Origin of the sequence: Paraburkholderia sp. HD33-4 (genome assembly GCF_021390635.1) — a bacterium.
Lineage (GTDB): Bacteria > Pseudomonadota > Gammaproteobacteria > Burkholderiales > Burkholderiaceae > Paraburkholderia.
The window spans coordinates 199,287-216,851 of record NZ_JAJEJS010000001.1; the positions used below are offsets into that span (position 1 = coordinate 199,287).

The window sequence follows — 17,565 nt, forward strand, 5'->3', positions numbered from 1 at the left end:
GGGTTGCAGCACGGAAAAACGCCGCAGTAACAGGGTGTTACATCCACCGACGAGACCTAACACTTTTTGGCTCGACACCCTCTGCCGACGACCATAAATTACACGTTCAAAGGCCGTAGGGATGCCCTGCGTCGCGATAGGAACGCGGCGCTTTTCTCCTCCCGCAACAGGTCCATCGCAGCTCGAACGGTGGATTTCAGGCAAGTCTTCGGGCGTGAGAGTCACAAGGTGGACGGGTTGTCGAGAACGAGGCACTGGGCTTGGGGCGCGGTCATCGCCGTGCTGTGCTCGTTCGCCTATGCGAAAGGGCCGGGTGTGCCGCATGGCGGCGGCGCTTATTCGCACGACGGTGCGGGGCGCGCGCCGCGCATGGAGATGCGCGGCGACGGCCGTTATGCCGGTGCGGGCGGCGCGCATGCTCCGCGCGCTTCGCGCAATGCGATGGCTTCTTCGCGCAATGCGATGGCTTCTCGTGACACGCGCGCGCAGCGCGGCAATCCGAATATCGCGGACGCCAATTTCGGTTACGGCTTCGGCACCTACAAGTCCGGCATGCGCCGCGTCGGCGATCCGTCCGGCTATGCCGGCGCGATCACGCCGGTCAGCGCCGAGTCGCGTCCGGTGCCGCGTCCGCCGTCCAACATGCCGATGCGCAACGGCTCCATCCGCGCCGACGTCGCCCGCTACAACGAAGAGCGCGGCGCAGCGCGTCCGATGCAACGCCCCTCCGACGATCCGCGGCAGCCGGAAGGCTCGCCGTACCGGAACTAGCTGAACGCGATTTACCGCATCGTTTTGCCCCACGTGGAGCCTGCTCGCCACTACCTGAGCGAATGAGCGCATAGGTTTTACATGGGAGGCGAACGCCCATCGTCTGTCCACCAGCGCGCCCCTGATTTCACTTCCCCGCGAACCACCAAACCGCGTCAACCGCGGTCGCGAAACCCGTTCTCCAAGCTCCTCCCGCGATCCTTCACGCAGCTTCGCGCGCCTTCCTCTACGCCCGAGTCCCGAATCTGACGTTTCGACGCCACACTTTTTTGAAAACACTCGGCGTCGAAGTATTGGTCAGCGTCAAATCTTGGCATTCTGCCGCGTCGCATCATCGGCCCGTCGTTCAAGGCGTTCCCGCAAGCGGTGGCGCGCCGTTTGCCGCATTCCGCATTGCGTCGCGGGGGCGCCGGCAGTCCCGCTGGAAGCGTCGTATCAAGCCGATAACCGACCAAACTAATCAGACCGATATACCGGCAATAAGCAGCGATATTTTTGTTTATAAAAATGGTCCGCAAAGATGGACCCCGCCCAGATTGACTCGACGATCGAACGGATAACAACAACGTTTCGCGCGAGCGCCCCCTTTCGCACAGCCGCACCCTTTTGACAAAGATTGGAGAACCCATGAACACAAGCGTCAGCAGCGCGCTGAAGACTACTCTCAAGGCCACCGCATGCGTCGCCGTGCTGGCGAGCGCCTCGTCGGCGTTCGCGCAATCGAGCGTGCAGCTCTACGGCCAGGTCGACGAATGGGTCGGCTCGCAGAAGTTTCCGGGCGGCCAGGCCGCGGCGGTCGTGTCGGGCGGTGGTATGTCGACGTCGTACTGGGGCATGAAGGGGACCGAGGATCTGGGCAACGGCTACAAGGCGATCTTCACCCTCGAAGGCTTCTTCCGCGCGCAAAACGGCGCGTACGGCCGCTTCACCGGCGACACGATGTTCTCGCGTAACGCCTACGTCGGCATCGAATCGCCGTACGGCACGTTCACGGCCGGCCGTCTGACCACGCCTCTGTTCGTGTCGACGATCCTGTTCAATCCGTTCGTCGATTCGTACGTGTTCTCGCCGATGGTCACTCACGTGTACCTCGGCCTCGGCACCTTCCCGACCTACACGACCGACCAGGGCGTGACCGGCGACTCGGGCTGGAACAACGCGGTGTCGTATTCGACGCCGAACTTCAACGGTCTGTCGGCGACGGCGATGTACGCACTCGGCAACACGACCGAGACCGGCGCGAAGAAGTGGAGCGGCCAGGTGCTGTACTTCCACGGCCCGTTCGCGGCGACCGCGGTGTACCAGTACGTGAACTTCAACAACGTACCGGGCGACCTCGGCAGCTTCGATACCTCGGGCGTGCCGGGTCTGCGCAGCCAGAGCGTCGCGCAGGCGGGCGTGTCGTACGACCTGAAGTTCGTCAAGTTGTACGGCCAGTACATGTACACCTACAACGACCAGCAGGTCACGAGCTGGCACGTGAACACGGGACAGGGCGGTGTTACGGTGCCGTTCGGGCCGGGCACGGTGATGGCGTCGTATGCGTATTCGCGTAACGGCGGCGGTTCGAACCAGACGCGTCAGACGGCTGCGCTCGGCTACGACTATCCGCTGTCCAAGCGCACCGACGTCTACGCCGCGTACATGTACGACCACATCACGGGGCAGTCGAGCGGCAACACCTACGGTGCGGGGTTGCGCGCGAAGTTCTGATCTCAGGCCACGGTCTCACCGCAAAGCCCGCGTTCCGCCCGGAACGCGGGCTTTGTTGCTTTTCGGTGTCGTCGCGCCCAGCCTTTGCTGCCGTCCTTTTGATAAACCCGGCAAAATGGCGTCGATTGATTCCTGAAGCGAGCGATTGAGATGGACACCCTCGTCAGCATGAAAGTGTTTCGCCACGTGGTCGAAGCCGGCAGCTTCGTCGGCGCCGCGGAGAAGATGGAGATGTCGGCGGCGATGGCGAGCAAGCACGTGATGCATCTGGAGCAGCAGCTCGGCGCTCGGCTCCTGAACCGGACCACGCGCCGCGTTGCGCCGACCGAGGCGGGCCGCGAATACTACGAGCGGCTGAGCCAGGCGCTCACCGAGCTCGACGAAGCCGGCCAGGCGGTCGGCGCGGCGAGCGTCGTGCCGCACGGGCGGCTGCGGGTGTCGTCGCTGTCGGCGTTCGGCCTGAATCACGTGATGGCCGCGGTCGCGGACTACGCCGCGCAGTATCCGCAGGTCACCGTGGACATGACGCTGTCCGACCGCGTCGTCGAGCTGATCGACGAGGGCTTCGACGTCGCAATCCGCGCGTCGCCGGGCGGGCTCAAGTCGTCGTCGCTGATCGCGCGGCAGATCGCGACCGCGCATCTGGTGCTGTGCGCGTCGCCCGCCTATCTGCGCAAGCATGGCACGCCGAAGAGCGTCGCCGATCTCGCGCGCCACAACTATCTGCAGTACGCGGGCGTGTCGGCGCTCGAAGTCGCGACCGGCGACGCGGGCTCGCGTGTACGCCTGTCGGGCAACCTGATCGTCAATCAGCTCGAAGCGCAGCGCGTGGTCGTGCTGCACGGCGCGGGCATCGCGATGCTGGGCACCGAGGTGATCGGCAGCGATCTCGCCGAAGGGCGGCTCGTGCCGTTGCTCGTCGACGAAGTGCCGCCGCGTGAACTGCCGATCCACGTCGTCTACACGAGCCGACGGCATCTGTCGGCCAAGGTGCGCTCGTTCGTCGACTTTCTGGCGGCGCGGTTCGCGAACGAATCGCTGTGGCCGTCGCTCGACGAGATCAGGGCGCTGGCGGTGCGCTAGCGTTTCGCGAAGGACCGCACCAACGCCGCCAATCGCTCGCCCCGCGCCCCGCTGCCGTCTTACCCCGTTTCTATATACTGATTGTCGACACCCATCAGTTAAATGATCTGGGGGAGACATGACCGATCTGTCCACGCCGCAGCGTGCCGGTAGCCACGAGCTGCCCGCGGGCCGGCGCCTGCGCTTCGTCACCGCCGCCGCACTGTTCGACGGCCACGACGCGTCGATCAACATCATGCGGCGCATCCTGCAGGCGAGCGGCGTCGAGGTGATCCACCTCGGCCACAACCGCTCCGTCGCCGAAGTCGCGACCGCCGCGCTCAACGAGGACGCCGACGGCGTCGCCGTGTCGAGCTATCAGGGTGGCCACAACGAATACTTTCGCTACCTCGTCGAGTTGCTGCGTGTGGGCGGCGGCGAGCGAATCAAAGTGTTCGGCGGTGGGGGCGGGGTGATCGTTCCCGAGGAGATTGCCGCGCTCGAACGCGACGGCGTCGAAAAAATCTACTCGCCGCACGACGGCCAGCGGCTCGGCCTGCAAGGCATGATCGACGACATGATCGCGCGCTGCGTCGAAGGCTCGCGCGCGGCCGCCGCTGCGCGACCGACGCCGGTGCGCGAATGGCTCGCCGAATTGGCCGCACGGCCGTTGCCGAGTTTCGGGGATGCCGCTGCGTCGCACGCCGCCACGGCGCCTCGTTCGCACCCCGCAGATTCCGCCGCGCTGATCTTGCGCCGACTCGCGCAACTGATCAGCGCGTTCGAAACGAATACCGTCGACGCCGCCGCGCGCGACCAACTCTCGACGCTCGCGCAAGCCACGCACATCCCCGTGCTCGGCATCACCGGCACCGGCGGCGCGGGCAAGTCGTCGCTGACCGACGAACTGATCCGCCGCTTCAGGCTCGACTACGGTGACACGCTGAACATCGCGGTGCTCGCAATCGATCCGTCACGCCGCAAATCCGGCGGCGCGCTGCTCGGCGACCGCATCCGCATGAACGCGATCGGCGACTGGGGCGGCGGCGCCCGCGTCTTTGTGCGTTCGATGGCGACGCGCGAGGCATCGACCGAACTGTCCGACTCGCTGCCCGCCGCGCTGATGCTGTGCAAGGCCGCGGGCTTCGATCTGATCGTCGTCGAGACGTCGGGGATCGGTCAGGGCGATGCGGCGATCGTGCCGTTCGTCGATGAGTCGCTGTACGTGATGACGCCCGAGTTCGGTGCCGCGAGCCAGCTCGAGAAGATCGACATGCTCGACTTCGCGAGCTTCGTCGCAATCAACAAGTTCGATCGCAAGGGTGCGCAGGACGCGCTGCGTGACGTCGCGAAGCAGGTGCAGCGCAACCGCGCGGATTTCACGACACCGCCCGACGCGATGCCGGTGTTCGGCACGATCGCGTCGCGTTTCAACGATGACGGCGTGACGGCGTTGTACCGGCACATCGCTGACGCATTGCGAACGCACGGCCTGCGAGAGGGCGGCGCACGGCTTGGCGCGACCGACGGTCTGCGCTTTTCGAGCAACCTGCACGCGATCGTGCCGCCCGCGCGCGTGCGCTATCTGGCCGACATCGCGCTGACGGTAAACGGCTACCGCGAACGGGCCGACGCCCAGGCGCAAATCGCGCGCGAGCGCTGGCAACTCGTCGAGACGCGCCGCATGCTTGGCGAAGCAGGCAGCGACGCGTCATCGCTCGACGCGCTGATCGACCAACGCGGCGCCGCGCTCGGCGAGCGCGAACGCAAGCTGCTCGACATGTGGCCGCAAATGGTGGCCGCCTATTCCGGCGACGAACATGTGGTGCGCATCCGCGAACGCGAAATCCGCACCGCGCTGACGGTCACGACGCTGTCCGGCTCCGAGGTCCGCAAAGTCTCGCTGCCGAAATTCGTCGATCACGGCGAGATTCTGCGCTGGCTGATGCTCGACAATCTGCCCGGCTATTTCCCCTTCACCGCCGGCGTGTTTCCGTTTCGCCGCGAGAACGAGGACCCGACGCGCATGTTCGCGGGCGAGGGCGATCCGCAGCGCACGAACCGCCGCTTCAAGCTGCTCTCGGAAGGCATGCCGGCCAAACGGCTTTCCACCGCGTTCGACTCGGTGACGCTGTACGGCGAGGAGCCGCACGAGCGCCCGGACATCTACGGCAAGGTCGGCAATTCGGGGGTCTCGGTCGCGACGCTCGACGACATGAAGACGCTCTACGACGGCTTCGACCTGTGCTCGCCGGAAACGTCGGTGTCGATGACGATCAACGGCCCCGCGCCGACGATCCTCGCGATGTTCTTCAACGTCGCGATCGACCAGCAGATTGCTTTGAAAGAGCAGCAGCAAGGCCGTCCTCTGACCGAAAGCGAACTCGTCGCGACGCGCCGCGCCGCGCTCGAAAACGTGCGCGGCACCGTGCAGGCCGACATCCTGAAGGAAGACCAGGGGCAGAACACCTGCATTTTCTCAACCGAATTCAGCCTGAAGGTGATGGGCGACATTCAGGCGTATTTCGTCGAACACGGCGTGCGCAATTTCTACTCGGTGTCGATCTCCGGCTATCACATCGCCGAGGCCGGCGCGAACCCGATCTCGCAACTCGCGTACACGCTCGCGAACGGCTTCACCTACGTCGAGGCGTACCTTGCGCGCGGCATGTCGATCGACGACTTCGCGCCGAATCTGTCGTTCTTCTTCTCCAACGGCATGGACCCGGAGTACACGGTGCTCGGCCGCGTCGCGCGGCGCATCTGGGCGATCGCGATGCGCGAGCGCTATGGCGCGAACGAGCGCAGCCAGAAGCTCAAGTATCACGTGCAGACGTCGGGGCGCAGCCTGCACGCGCAGGAGATCGATTTCAACGACATCCGCACCACGCTGCAGGCGCTGATCGCGATCTACGACAACTGCAACTCGCTGCACACCAATGCGTTCGACGAAGCGATCACGACGCCGACCGAGGAGTCGGTGCGCCGCGCGGTCGCGATTCAGTTGATCATCAATCGCGAATGGGGGCTTGCGAAGAATCAGAATCCGAATCAGGGCAGCTTCGTGATCGACGAGCTGACCGATCTGGTCGAGGAAGCGGTGCTCGCCGAGTTCGAGCGGCTCACCGAGCGCGGCGGCGTGCTCGGCGCGATGGAAACCGGCTATCAGCGCGGACGGATTCAGGACGAGTCGATGCTATACGAGCATCGCAAGCATGACGGCTCGAATCCGATCGTCGGCGTGAACACGTTCCTGAGCGCGCACCCGCATGAGGCGCCGCGGCCACTGGTGCTGGCGCGATCCACCGATGCGGAAAAGCAGAGTCAGCTGCAGCGCTTGCGCGACTTCCAGACGCGCCACCGCGACGCCGCGTCCGAAGCGCTCGAACGCCTGAAGCGCGCGGTGATCGACGACGGCAACGTGTTCGCGGTGCTGATGGACGTGGTGCGCGTGTGTTCGCTCGGGCAGATCACCCATGCGCTGTTCGAGGTGGGCGGGCAGTATCGGCGAAATATGTAGCCCGCGTGGGGCGGCCCGGGCCGCCCCGTTCGACGCTTCAGCGTGCGATGCCGAGGCGTGCCTTCGCGTCGTCGTATTCCTTCTTCAGACGCTGCACGAGTTCGGCGACGTCCGGCACGTCGTCCATCAGGCCGACGCCCTGGCCCGCACCCCAGATGTCCTTCCACGCCTTCGCCTTGTCGCTGCCGAAGTTCATCTTGGTTTTGTCCGATTCGGGCAGTGCTTCGGGGTCGAGCCCCGCGTTCAGGATGCTCTCGCGGATGTAGTTGCCGTGCACGCCGGTGAACAGGTTCGTGTAGATGATGTCCGACGCCTTCGCGGCGATGATCGCCTGCTTGTAGCTGTCGACCGCATGGGCCTCTTTGGTCGCGATGAAGCGCGTGCCCATGTACGCGAGGTCCGCGCCCATCGCCTGTGCGGCGAGAATCGAGCCGCCGTTCGCGATCGAGCCCGACAGCACGATCGGGCCGTCGAAAATACGTCGCACCTCGCCGACCAGCGCGAACGGCGAGGTGGTGCCCGCATGGCCGCCCGCGCCCGACGCGACCAGAATCAGCCCGTCGACGCCGGCTTCCAGCGCCTTTTGCGCATGCCGCAGATTGATCACGTCGTGCAGCACGATGCCGCCATAGCTGTGCACCGCATCGACGATCTCGCGGGCCGGCGCGCGCAGGCTGGTGATGAAAATCGGCACCTTGTGCTCGACGCAGACGCGCACATCGTGTTCGAGCCGCGGGTTCGACTGATGGACGATCTGATTGACCGCGATCGGGCCGATCACCGCGTTCGGATTCGCGGCCTTATGCTCGGCGAGTTGCGCCTGGATCTGCGTGAGCCACTCGTCGAGCAGTTCGGCCGGGCGCGCATTGAGCGCGGGGAACGAGCCGACGATGCCGGCCTTGCACTGCGCCAGCACGAGTTCGGGATAGCTGACGATGAACATCGGCGAGGCAACGACGGGCAGCGCGAGGTTTTGCAGAACGGCGGGCAATGCCATGGTGCGAGTCTCCTGTGTCGACCCGAGTTAGCGCTTTAGCGCTGACTCGGGTCCCATGAATTTCAACTTGTCGGTGCGACGTGCGCCCCGCGATAGATGAGTTTAGCGGCACACGACTTGCGGTGTGTCGGCCGGCGAGTGCATCCGCAATCGCACGAAACCGCCATACCGAAGCCACTTCCAAGGTTTTAAGAACGGTCGTTCGATTATAGGTGAATCTGGCGACCCGTGCGCGGCAGCCCGGTTTGAAACGGTTCGAAGGAGTATTCAGGTTCCATGCCTGCGTGGGCTATCCCACCTCGCACGGTGCTGCTGGCCTTCTACAATGTACGGACCCTTAAACGACCAACGAGACGTCATGGCCTTCGAAAATTTCACGCCTTTTCGCGTCGCCGTGGGCGATGTCGATATTTTCGGAGTGAAGGGCGGTGCCGGGCCGCCTCTGTTGCTGCTGCACGGCCATCCGCAATCGCATCTGATCTGGGCGCGCTGTGCCGCGACGCTCGCGCAGCACTTCACGGTGATCGCGACCGATCTGCGCGGCTATGGCGCGTCGGGCAAACCGCCGAGCGATGCCACCCATGCGCCGTACTCGAAACGCACGATGGCCGCTGATCAGGTGGCGGTGATGCGCCACTTCGGCTTCGAGCGCTTCCTCGTCTGCGCGCACGATCGCGGCGCGCGCGTCGCGCACCGGATGGCGCTCGATCACGCCGACGCGGTCGAGCGCCTGATGCTGCTCGACATCGCGCCGACGCTCGCGATGTACGAAGCCACCGATCGCACGTTCGCCACGCATTACTTCCACTGGTTCTTCCTGATCCAGCCCGAGCCGCTGCCCGAGACCCTGATCGGCGCGAACCCGGCCGCCTATGTCGATGCGGTAATGGGCGGACGTCACGCGGGCCTCGCACCGTTCGACCCCGCCGCGCTCGACGCCTATCGGGCGGCGCTCGCGCAACCAGGCGCGGTGCACGCGATGTGCGAGGACTACCGGGCAGCGGCGAGCATCGACCTCGAACATGATCGCGCCGATATCGAGCGCGGCAACAAGATCGGCTGTCCGCTACGCGTGCTGTGGGGCGACAAGGGCGTGATCGAAAAATGCTTCGATGCGCTCGGCGAATGGCGGCAGGTCGCGCGCGACGTGAGCGGCCGCGCGCTATCGTGCGGGCACTATCTGCCCGAGGAAGCGCCGGACGAACTGGTCGCCGAGATGCTGTCGTTTTTCGAAGCAGTCGAACAATAGACGACGGGCCGCTGCGCGCGGCCTTCGTTGAACCTTCTCAGCCGAGCGGCGGCAGCCGCCGCGCGAGCGGCGTCGACTTGACGATCGCGGTGCTGGTCTCCGCGCGCTCGGTCACTTTCGACAGGATCTCGTCGAGCTGCTCGATCGAATGCAGGTACAGGCGGCAGATGAAACAGTCGTCGCCGGTCACCTTGTCGCATTCGACGAATTCCGGAATGCGCCGGATCACTTCCTCCACCAGATGCAACTGGCCGGGCAGCGGCTTCACCCGCACGATCGCCTGCAGCGTGAAGCCGAGTGCGCGCGGATCGATCTGCACGGTGAAGCGCTCGATTACGCCTTGCGCTTCGAGCCGCCGCACGCGTTCGGCCGTGCTGGGCGCCGACAGGCCGACGACGCGCGCGAGTTCGCTGACCGGCTGACGCGCGTCCTGCGCGAGCGCGGCGAGCAGTGCGCGGTCGGTGTCGTCGAGTGCGACCGGTGCGATCGATGCAAGGCGTTTGCTCATGATGGCCTTCGTTTATGAGGTGAAAACCCGGTAATGCTTAAGTTTAGCCATGTATTCGCGCGCGCGGATTAATTACACTGCCGGTTATGCAGTCATCAATCCGGGATCGAATCATGGCTTCAAACAAGGCTTCCGTCACGACTTCAGGCAGTTCGTCCAGCGACATCCGCCGCGGCGCGGCCGAGATGAGCATCGCGATGCTGATGTCGGGCACGATCGGCTGGTTGGTCGTGTCGTCGCAGCAAAGCCCTTTCAACGTGGTGTTTTTCCGCTGCATCTTCGGCGGCGCGACGCTCGCGCTCGTGTGCGCCGTGCTCGGCCTGTTCCGCCGCGAACTGTTTTCGTGGAAGATGCTCGGCCTCGCGCTGCTCGGCGGCGCGGCGATCGTCGTGAACTGGGTGTTGCTGTTCGCCGCGTACTCACGCGCGTCGATTTCGATGGCGACGGCAGTCTACAACACGCAGCCGTTCATGCTGGTCGGTCTCGGCGCGCTGGTGTTTCGCGAGCGCGTCAGCGCGTCGACGATCGCGTGGCTCGTGGTCGCATTCATCGGGCTCGTGTTCGTCGTGAAGGTCGAGCCGGCCGTGCTCGCGGTACCGGGGCAATATCTGGTCGGCGTCGCCTATGCGGTCGGCGCGGCGGCGATGTACGCGGTGTCGTCGATCATCACGAAGCGGCTGAAGGGCACGCCGCCGCATCTGCTCGCGTTGATCCAGGTGTCGCTCGGCGTGCTGTTGCTCGCGCCGTTCGTGCGTTTCGACGCGTTGCCGGCAAGCGGCGTGCAGTGGCTCGAACTGGTCGTGCTCGGCGTCGTCCATACCGGTCTGATGTACGTGCTGCTGTATGGCGCGATCCAGAAACTGCCGACGTCGATGACGGGCGCGCTGTCGTTCATCTATCCGGTGGTTGCGATCATCGTCGATCGGGTGGCATTCGGCCAGACGCTCGCATGGATTCAGGTGCTAGGCGCCGCACTGATTCTGCTGGCGGCGGCGGGCGTCAATCTCGGGTGGCGGATCGTGCCGCAGAAGAAGCGTTTATCGTCCACCTGATGCGGATTTGACACTCGATCGGCAATTGCTACGGATTGCAGAATAAGGCGCATGCATTCAAGCGCCTAACGCCGCTTGATGACAGATCATGTATGCATTTGTAAAACGCGGTGTCAATTTTCTGTAGGGAAATCACCGATGCGTTGCAAAAACCCGCACGCGTATCATTGATAGCGACGCTGATCACGTCCACACAGATGTTCCGCCGCTCGCTTCGTCGAGCGGTTTTCTTTTTGCGGGAACGGTTTTGCGTTCCGGCTCGCTTGTCCGCAGTGCCGGCCGCACGGCCAATCACACGTTCAACGCCGCGCGAGAATGCGCGTGCCATCCACTACGAGCGGTCCACCGTTCGCCGCGAGTTCCCCGATCATTCCCTTCAGCAGCGCAGGCCATTCGCCGCGCGGCTTCAGCATCGACGCGGCGGCGTGCATCACGGTCGCGTCGTCGAGCATGCGCAGAAGCGTGTCCACGCTCGTCTCGCGGACTTCGAGCAGCTTGAATACGATCAGGACCTTCAACGCGTTCTTTGCGTTGCGCGCGGGATCGGCACGCAGCCAGGCGACGCGCGACAGCGCGCGTTCGAGCGCCGCCTCGACCTGCGTGAACGGCGCGCCGTGACCAGGGATGACGACGCGCACGTCGAGTGTCGCGATCATGTCGAGCACCGCCTGCTGCTCGGCAAAGCCGCTTTCGCCTTCGAGTTCGGGGAAGATCACGCCGAAGCCGTTTTCCCATAGCGCGTCCGCGCTGATCAGCAAGCGTTCGTCCGCGCAATAGAGCATCAGCGAATGCGGATCGTGACCGGGCGCGCCGAGCACCTGCCAGTCGAGTGCGCCGAGCCGCAAGCGCGCGCCGGGTGCGAGCGTGCCGGTGAAGCCGAAGCGCTCGCAGGTCTGACCGGTCGCGCGAAAGGTGAGGCGCGTTTCGTCCCAATCACGCACGGCATCGGCTTCGGATGAAGGGATCAGCGTGCGGCACGGCCACGTGGCCTGCAACAGCGCGTTGCCGCCGCAGTGATCCGAATGCAGATGCGTGTTGACGATCAGATCGAGCGGCCGCATGTGCAACGCATTGCGCACCAGCGCGACCGTCTGCGATGCGTGCGTCGCATAGCCGGTATCGACGAGCGCCGCGCAGGTGTCGTCGACGAGCAGCACATTGTTCGACGACAGCCAGCCGCGCTCGAACACCTGGATCGATGCGGGCAGTGCGATCATGGTGTGGCCGTTCGCGCTTGTGCGACCGCTTCGGGCTTCGGCATCACGAGGATCGTCGAGCTGCCCGTCAACATCAGCTCGCCGCGCTGATTGACCACCGAACCTTCGAGGTAAGTCAGATCGCCGTTCAGGCTCGGCTTCCAGTGAGCGTCGCGCACCCGCCATATGATCGTCAGCGTGTCGTGCGCCTGCACCGCCTTCTTCAGCTTGATATCGAATTCGAGTCCGAGCGGCTGCGCATAGGTCGAGAAATGCGTGGCGAGCAGCGCCATGAAATACGCGGTGGGTTGCGTGCCCGACGCGATCAGCCCGCCAAAGCGGCTTTGCGCGGCATATGCTTCATCGTGATGCAGCGGGTTCAGATCGACGACCAGCGTCGCGAACGATTTGATCGAATCCACCGACAACTCGAGCGTCGAACTGAACGTCTCACCAGGCGTCACGATGCGCGGCGCGGCGTTCATTGCTTCTCCGTCGTGGTCGATGTCGTGCGCAGCGCCATCAACTTCGCATGGCGCACTTCGATCGCGTCCCATACCGCGCGCTTCGCGTCGTTATCCAGTGTCGACCAGCTGGCGATTTCGTCGATCGTGCGCAGGCATCCTTCGCACCAGCCCGTCGACGCATCCATTTTGCACACGCTGATGCACGGCGACGGCACTGAACCGTCGTCGTCCCTGGCACCGGAATCGTTGCCGCTCGCCATCGTGTTCAGGCCGGCTCGCGCAACGCGACATCGACGACCGGCGCGCCCGTCAGCGCGATCAGTTCCTGCGCGGTCAGATTGAACACCGCGTGCGGATGGCCGGCGGCGGCCCACAGACTCTCCAGGTCGAGCAGATCGGCATCGATCAGCGTGAGCGGCTCGGTCGCATGACCGACCGGGCAAACGCCACCGATCGCATAGCCGGTTTTTTCGCGCACGAACTTCGCGTCCGCGCGGCCGATTTCGCCGACCTGCGCGGCCACTTTCTTTTCGTCGACGCGATTCGCGCCGCTCGCGATCACGAGCACCGGCGCGTCGTCTTCGCGGCGCCGGAACAGAATCGACTTCGCGATCTGCGCGACCGAGCAGCCGAGCCCGGCGGCCGCTTCGGCGGAAGTCTTGCCGGTCTCCGGCAGCATCACGATACGTCCCGCGTGACCGCGCTCGCGCAGCAGCAGCGCGACGCGGCGTGCCGAGTCGGGCAGCGCGGCGAGATCGTCGGAGTCGAAGGACGCGAGGTCGTTCATCGTTGGGGATCCTGATTGAAAATGGATGGGGCGCTCATACGCAGGTATTCGCTTCGCTGCGCGCCTTCGCGAGCAGCGCTTTGCCGGCGCGCGACACGTTGGCCCGGCCGATCGCGTTGGAAATGAAGTCGCCGATTTCGACCACTTGCGCGAGGTCGATGCCGGTCTCGATGCCGAGGCCGTTCATCAGATACAGCACGTCTTCGGTCGCGACGTTGCCGGTCGCGCCCTTCGCATACGGGCAACCGCCGAGCCCCGCGACCGACGCATGGAAAATCTCGACGCCTTCGAGCAGCGCCGCGTAGATGTTCGCGAGCGCCTGGCCATAGGTGTCGTGGAAGTGTCCGGATAGATGCTCGCGCGGAAACACCTGGGTGACGGCCTCGAACACTTCGCGAGTGCGCTTCGGCGTGCCGACGCCGATCGTGTCGGCGATATCGATCTCGTCGCAGCCGAGCGCCGCGAAGCGCTCGACGACGTCGACGACCGACGCGACCGGCACTTCGCCCTGATACGGACAGCCGAGCGAGCACGACACGCTGCCGCGAATGCGCAGCTTATGTTCTTTGGCCGCCGCGGCCACCGGCGCGAAGCGCTCGATGCTCTCGGCGATGCTGCAGTTGATGTTCTTCTGCGAGAACGCCTCGCTCGCCGCGCCGAAGATCACGATCTCGTCGGCGCGCGCGGCGAGCGCGCCTTCGAGGCCGCGCAGGTTCGGCGTCAGTACCGAGTAGATGGTACCGGCGCGGCGCTCGATGCCGGCCATCACATCAGCGCCATCGGCCATCTGTGGCACCCATTTCGGCGACACGAACGACGCCGCTTCGACGTTGCGGAAGCCCGCCGCCGACAGTCGGTTGATCAGCTCGATCTTGGTCGCGGTCGGCACGAATTCCTTCTCGTTCTGCAGCCCGTCGCGCGGACCCACTTCGACGATTTTCACTTGCTTCGGTAAGGCCATGATGTGTCTCCGATCCGATGCGGTTTTGTCGCTGTCCCATCCAGCATGGGTGCTGCCGCGTTGCTGCAATTCAATTCAGCCCGCGCGCCTGCGCTCGCGCGCGAGCGCGGGTTTCACTTTAGTAGCCGCGTTCCAGCTGCACGGCGCCGCTCACCTGTTCACCGCGCATCATCGCGCCGATCTTGTCCACGACCTGCGCGACGCTGTCCTCGCGCAAGGTCAGCGCCGACGTGTGCGGCGTGATCGTGATGCGCGGCTCGCGCCAGAACGGATGATCGGTGGGCAGCGGTTCCTCGCGGAAGACGTCGAGCGTCGCGGCGGCGAGCTGGCCGCTCGCGAGTGCGGCGAGCAGATCCGTTTCGACCAGATGCGCGCCGCGCGCGACGTTGATCAGGTACGCGCCGCGCGCGAGCTTCGCGAAGACTCGCGCGTTCAGCACGCTTTCAGTGTCGGGCGTATGCGGCAGCAGATTGACGAGCACCTTCACGCCGTCGAGAAACCTATCGAACTGCGCGTTGCCGGCGAACGTCGCGATGCCGTCGATCCGCTTTGCGCCGCGGCTATAGCCGCGCACCGGCAGGCCGAACGAGGCGAGCGTTTGCGCGACCTGCGTGCCGAGCACGCCGAGCCCGAGCACACCCACGGTGAACGTCGCGCGCGGATGCGGGTCGAGCACTTTCCAGCGGCGCTCGTGTTGCAGCGCCTGATATTCGTCGAAGCGGCGCAGATAGCGCAGCACCGCGTGCGTCACGTACTCGGCCATCTGCGCGCCCATGCCGGTATCTTCGAGGCGAATCAGCGGCACCTCGGGCGGCAATGTGCCCGGGTGCGCGCGTTCGAGCGCGAGAATCGCATCGACGCCGGCGCCGAGATTGAAGATCGCGCGCAGCGTAGTGCGGCCGGCCAACATCTCGCGCGGCGGACGCCAGACCACCGCGAAATCGGCGGGAGCGGTGTCGCCGGGCTGCCATTCGCGCAGTTCGGCCGCGGGCAAAGCGCGCGCGAAGTCGTGCAGCCAGGCGGCGGCTTCGGTGTGCGGTGCGTAGAAGAGTATTTTCATGCGGTCCGGAATGCGTCGGCGTCGATGTGAGCATGAACGGGGCGGACCGTGAGCGCGCCGCGGCGATGGGACGACGCGTGCAGCATCAGGTCTCCTCCCGTTATGGATAGGCTTCATTCTACTTTTTCGACGCAAATCGCGCGCGTTTGCGCACGGACGTGCGCTTCGACCTGCATGCCGTGGTGGGCGCCGAGCTCGCGCGTTCCCGCGCATTTGTTCGATCGCCCGATAACGAAAGCACAAAAACTTGGTTCATCGACGCGCGAGCGCGCGGGACAATGGTTGCCCGGATTCCCTGCGCAGCGAGGCACGCACATGCTTTCATGCACCCGATCGAGTTGGCCGCCACGGCTCGTCACCGTTCCCGGCCTGCACGGCAGCGAAGGCGCGCATTGGCAAACATGGCTGGAGCGGCAGTTCGCGCGCTCATTGCGCGTCGAGCAGGCCAACTGGGACGCGCCCGATCTCGCGCAATGGGCGAAGTCGTTGCGCGAACTGCTCGCGCGCGAACGCGGCCCGTTCGTGCTGGCCGCGCACAGCTTCGGCTGCCTCGCGACCGCGCATGCGCTGCAGCAGGGCGCGCTCGCGAGCGACGTGGCCGGTGTGCTGTTCGTCGCGCCCGCGAGTCCGCGCAAGTTCGAATTCGCGGGGCCGTTCGACGCGCGACGCCTGGGCGTGCCGTCGATCCTGATCGGCAGCGAAACCGATCCGTGGATGACGCTCGCCGACGCGCGCGATCTCGCGCAGCGCTTCGGCAGTGCGTTCGTCAATCTCGGCGATGCGGGGCATATCAACACCGCGGCGGGATTCGGACCGTGGCCGCGTGCGAAGTACTTCATCGATACGCTGGTGCATTGCGCGGCGCCGCTGCGCTTTCGCGAAGAGGCGATCGAATCCGCGCAGCATGCGTTCGTGTGAGAGCCCGGCGGCGCGGCGCAAGGTGAGCCGCGCTGCGCCATGAAAAACACCCCGAAGACTGGATCGATGTCCAACCTCCGGGGTGCAGTTCAGTCATCACGATGCGAGACCGCTTTCTGGATCGCACTCGCCTCGCGCATGCGACTTCCAGGCGTCGCGGCAGGTTCAGCGGCTCAATTCGTCACCGCATGATCCCCATGTCCATGCGCACACCCATGCTCGCAGCCACTTTGCTCGACCGGCATCTGCTGCGCCGCTTCAGCGCGAATGCCCAGACGCGCGAGCAGCTTGCGGTCCGCTTCCGCCTGCGGGTTGCTCGTGGTCAGCAACTGGTCGCCATAGAAAATCGAATTCGCGCCCGCGAGGAAGCACATTGCTTGCAACGCCTCGTCCATCTGCTCGCGGCCGGCCGATAGACGCACCATCGCGCGCGGCATCGTGATGCGCGCAATCGCGATCGTGCGCACGAATTCGAACGGGTCGATCGGTTCGGTGCCCGTCAGCGGCGTGCCTTGCACCTGCACCAGATTGTTGATCGGCACCGATTCCGGATACGGCTCCATGTTCGCGAGTTGTGCGATCAGCCCCGCGCGTTCGCGACGCGATTCGCCCATCCCGACGATGCCGCCGCAGCAAACGTTGATGCCCGCGTCGCGCACGCGCTCGAGCGTGTCGAGGCGATCCTGGTAGGTGCGCGTCGAAATGATCTGGCCGTAGAACTCCGGCGACGTATCGAGGTTGTGGTTGTAGTAGTCGAGACCCGCATCGCGCAGCGCGTGTGCCTGGTGCGTTTCCAGCATGCCGAGCGTCACGCAGGTTTCGAGGCCCATCGCCTTCACGCCGCGGATCATGTCCTTGATCGGTTCGAGGTGGCGGTCCTTCGGATTGCGCCACGCGGCGCCCATGCAGAAGCGCGTCGCGCCGTTGTCTTTCGCAAGCTTCGCGGCGGCGAGCACTTCGTCGACCGGCATCAGCTTGTCGGCGGCGAGGCCCGTGTCGTGGTGCACCGACTGCGGACAGTACGCGCAATCCTCTTCGCAGCCGCCGGTCTTGATCGACAGCAGCGTCGACAGTTGCACGGCGTTCGCGTCGAAATGCTCACGATGCGTTTGCTGCGCGCGAAACAGCAGATCGTTGAACGGCAGTTCGTACAACGCGACGATATCCGCGACGCGCCAGCGCGCGAGCGGCTTGGCTTCAGTGGCGGCGGAAGTCGGAGTGGCGTTGGCTGCGCTGGTGTCGGCGGCGCCTGCTGCGATGTTCAGTTGTGTCATGTGATCGATCCTCGTGTACGGATGAAATGG

General features: G+C 65.1%; 16 protein-coding genes. 7 read left to right on the top strand and 9 right to left on the bottom strand.

What is annotated here, in order from left to right:
- Positions 1–228 precede the first annotated feature (228 nt).
- The 4 genes from L0U84_RS00910 (at position 229) to icmF (ending at position 7,066) form a co-directional block, all read left to right on the top strand.
- Complete coding sequence (locus L0U84_RS00910) at positions 229–771, top strand: hypothetical protein (protein ID WP_233851890.1); 543 nt, start codon at positions 229–231, stop codon at positions 769–771.
- A 627-nt stretch (positions 772–1,398) separates the two neighbouring features.
- Entirely contained in the window at positions 1,399–2,484 is a 1,086-nt protein-coding gene (locus L0U84_RS00915) for a porin (protein ID WP_233846401.1), read from the top strand.
- A gap of 150 nt (positions 2,485–2,634) precedes the next feature.
- Positions 2,635–3,567: a LysR family transcriptional regulator gene (locus L0U84_RS00920; protein WP_062125626.1), complete on the top strand. Its 933-nt coding sequence runs from the start codon at positions 2,635–2,637 to the stop codon at positions 3,565–3,567.
- Positions 3,568–3,685: 118 nt separating this feature from the next.
- Positions 3,686–7,066 carry a fused isobutyryl-CoA mutase/GTPase IcmF gene (gene icmF, locus L0U84_RS00925; RefSeq protein WP_233846403.1) on the top strand — a complete coding sequence of 1,127 codons (3,381 nt, stop codon included), beginning with the start codon at positions 3,686–3,688 and terminating at the stop codon, positions 7,064–7,066.
- A gap of 37 nt (positions 7,067–7,103) precedes the next feature.
- Here icmF and L0U84_RS00930 read toward each other — a convergent pair whose 3' ends face one another.
- Complete coding sequence (locus L0U84_RS00930; RefSeq protein WP_233846405.1) at positions 7,104–8,063, bottom strand: NAD(P)H-dependent flavin oxidoreductase; 960 nt, start codon at positions 8,061–8,063, stop codon at positions 7,104–7,106.
- Positions 8,064–8,421: 358 nt separating this feature from the next.
- Here L0U84_RS00930 and L0U84_RS00935 point away from each other — a divergent pair, with 358 nt between their 5' ends.
- On the top strand, positions 8,422–9,312 hold the full coding sequence (locus L0U84_RS00935) for an alpha/beta fold hydrolase (protein WP_233846407.1): 891 nt from the start codon (positions 8,422–8,424) through the stop codon (positions 9,310–9,312).
- Between the two features lie 37 nt (positions 9,313–9,349).
- On the opposite strand, the gene L0U84_RS00940 is transcribed toward L0U84_RS00935, so the two are convergent.
- The gene (locus L0U84_RS00940) at positions 9,350–9,820 is read right to left on the bottom strand and encodes an Lrp/AsnC family transcriptional regulator (protein ID WP_233846409.1); all 471 of its coding nucleotides are present in this window, start codon (positions 9,818–9,820) and stop codon (positions 9,350–9,352) included.
- Between the two features lie 113 nt (positions 9,821–9,933).
- On the opposite strand from L0U84_RS00940, the gene L0U84_RS00945 reads away from it, so the two are divergent.
- On the top strand, positions 9,934–10,872 hold the full coding sequence (locus tag L0U84_RS00945; RefSeq protein ID WP_233846411.1) for a DMT family transporter: 939 nt from the start codon (positions 9,934–9,936) through the stop codon (positions 10,870–10,872).
- Positions 10,873–11,171: 299 nt separating this feature from the next.
- On the opposite strand, the gene L0U84_RS00950 is transcribed toward L0U84_RS00945, so the two are convergent.
- The 6 genes from L0U84_RS00950 to L0U84_RS00975 form a co-directional block, all read right to left on the bottom strand.
- Positions 11,172–12,089: an MBL fold metallo-hydrolase gene (locus L0U84_RS00950; RefSeq protein WP_233846413.1), complete on the bottom strand. Its 918-nt coding sequence runs from the start codon at positions 12,087–12,089 to the stop codon at positions 11,172–11,174.
- Positions 12,086–12,553 (bottom strand): MaoC family dehydratase, encoded by a 468-nt coding sequence (locus L0U84_RS00955; RefSeq protein ID WP_233846415.1) that lies wholly within the window; start codon positions 12,551–12,553, stop codon positions 12,086–12,088. Before L0U84_RS00955 ends, L0U84_RS00950 begins: the two co-directional genes overlap by 4 nt.
- On the bottom strand, positions 12,550–12,795 hold the full coding sequence (locus L0U84_RS00960) for a DUF1289 domain-containing protein (protein ID WP_233846417.1): 246 nt from the start codon (positions 12,793–12,795) through the stop codon (positions 12,550–12,552). The genes L0U84_RS00955 and L0U84_RS00960 overlap by 4 nt, the downstream gene beginning before the upstream one ends.
- 5 nt (positions 12,796–12,800) lie before the next feature.
- The gene (locus tag L0U84_RS00965) at positions 12,801–13,322 is read right to left on the bottom strand and encodes a YbaK/EbsC family protein (protein ID WP_233846419.1); all 522 of its coding nucleotides are present in this window, start codon (positions 13,320–13,322) and stop codon (positions 12,801–12,803) included.
- A 34-nt stretch (positions 13,323–13,356) separates the two neighbouring features.
- A complete protein-coding gene (locus L0U84_RS00970; protein ID WP_233846422.1) occupies positions 13,357–14,283 on the bottom strand; it encodes a hydroxymethylglutaryl-CoA lyase in 927 nt (308 codons plus the stop codon).
- A 118-nt stretch (positions 14,284–14,401) separates the two neighbouring features.
- Entirely contained in the window at positions 14,402–15,343 is a 942-nt protein-coding gene (locus L0U84_RS00975) for a 2-hydroxyacid dehydrogenase (protein WP_233846424.1), read from the bottom strand.
- Between the two features lie 315 nt (positions 15,344–15,658).
- Between L0U84_RS00975 and L0U84_RS00980 the strand changes: the two genes are divergently transcribed.
- Positions 15,659–16,261 carry an RBBP9/YdeN family alpha/beta hydrolase gene (locus L0U84_RS00980; protein WP_233846426.1) on the top strand — a complete coding sequence of 201 codons (603 nt, stop codon included), beginning with the start codon at positions 15,659–15,661 and terminating at the stop codon, positions 16,259–16,261.
- Between the two features lie 173 nt (positions 16,262–16,434).
- Here L0U84_RS00980 and bioB read toward each other — a convergent pair whose 3' ends face one another.
- Positions 16,435–17,535 (bottom strand): biotin synthase BioB, encoded by a 1,101-nt coding sequence (bioB, locus tag L0U84_RS00985; RefSeq protein ID WP_233846428.1) that lies wholly within the window; start codon positions 17,533–17,535, stop codon positions 16,435–16,437.
- Positions 17,536–17,565: the final 30 nt, after the last annotated feature.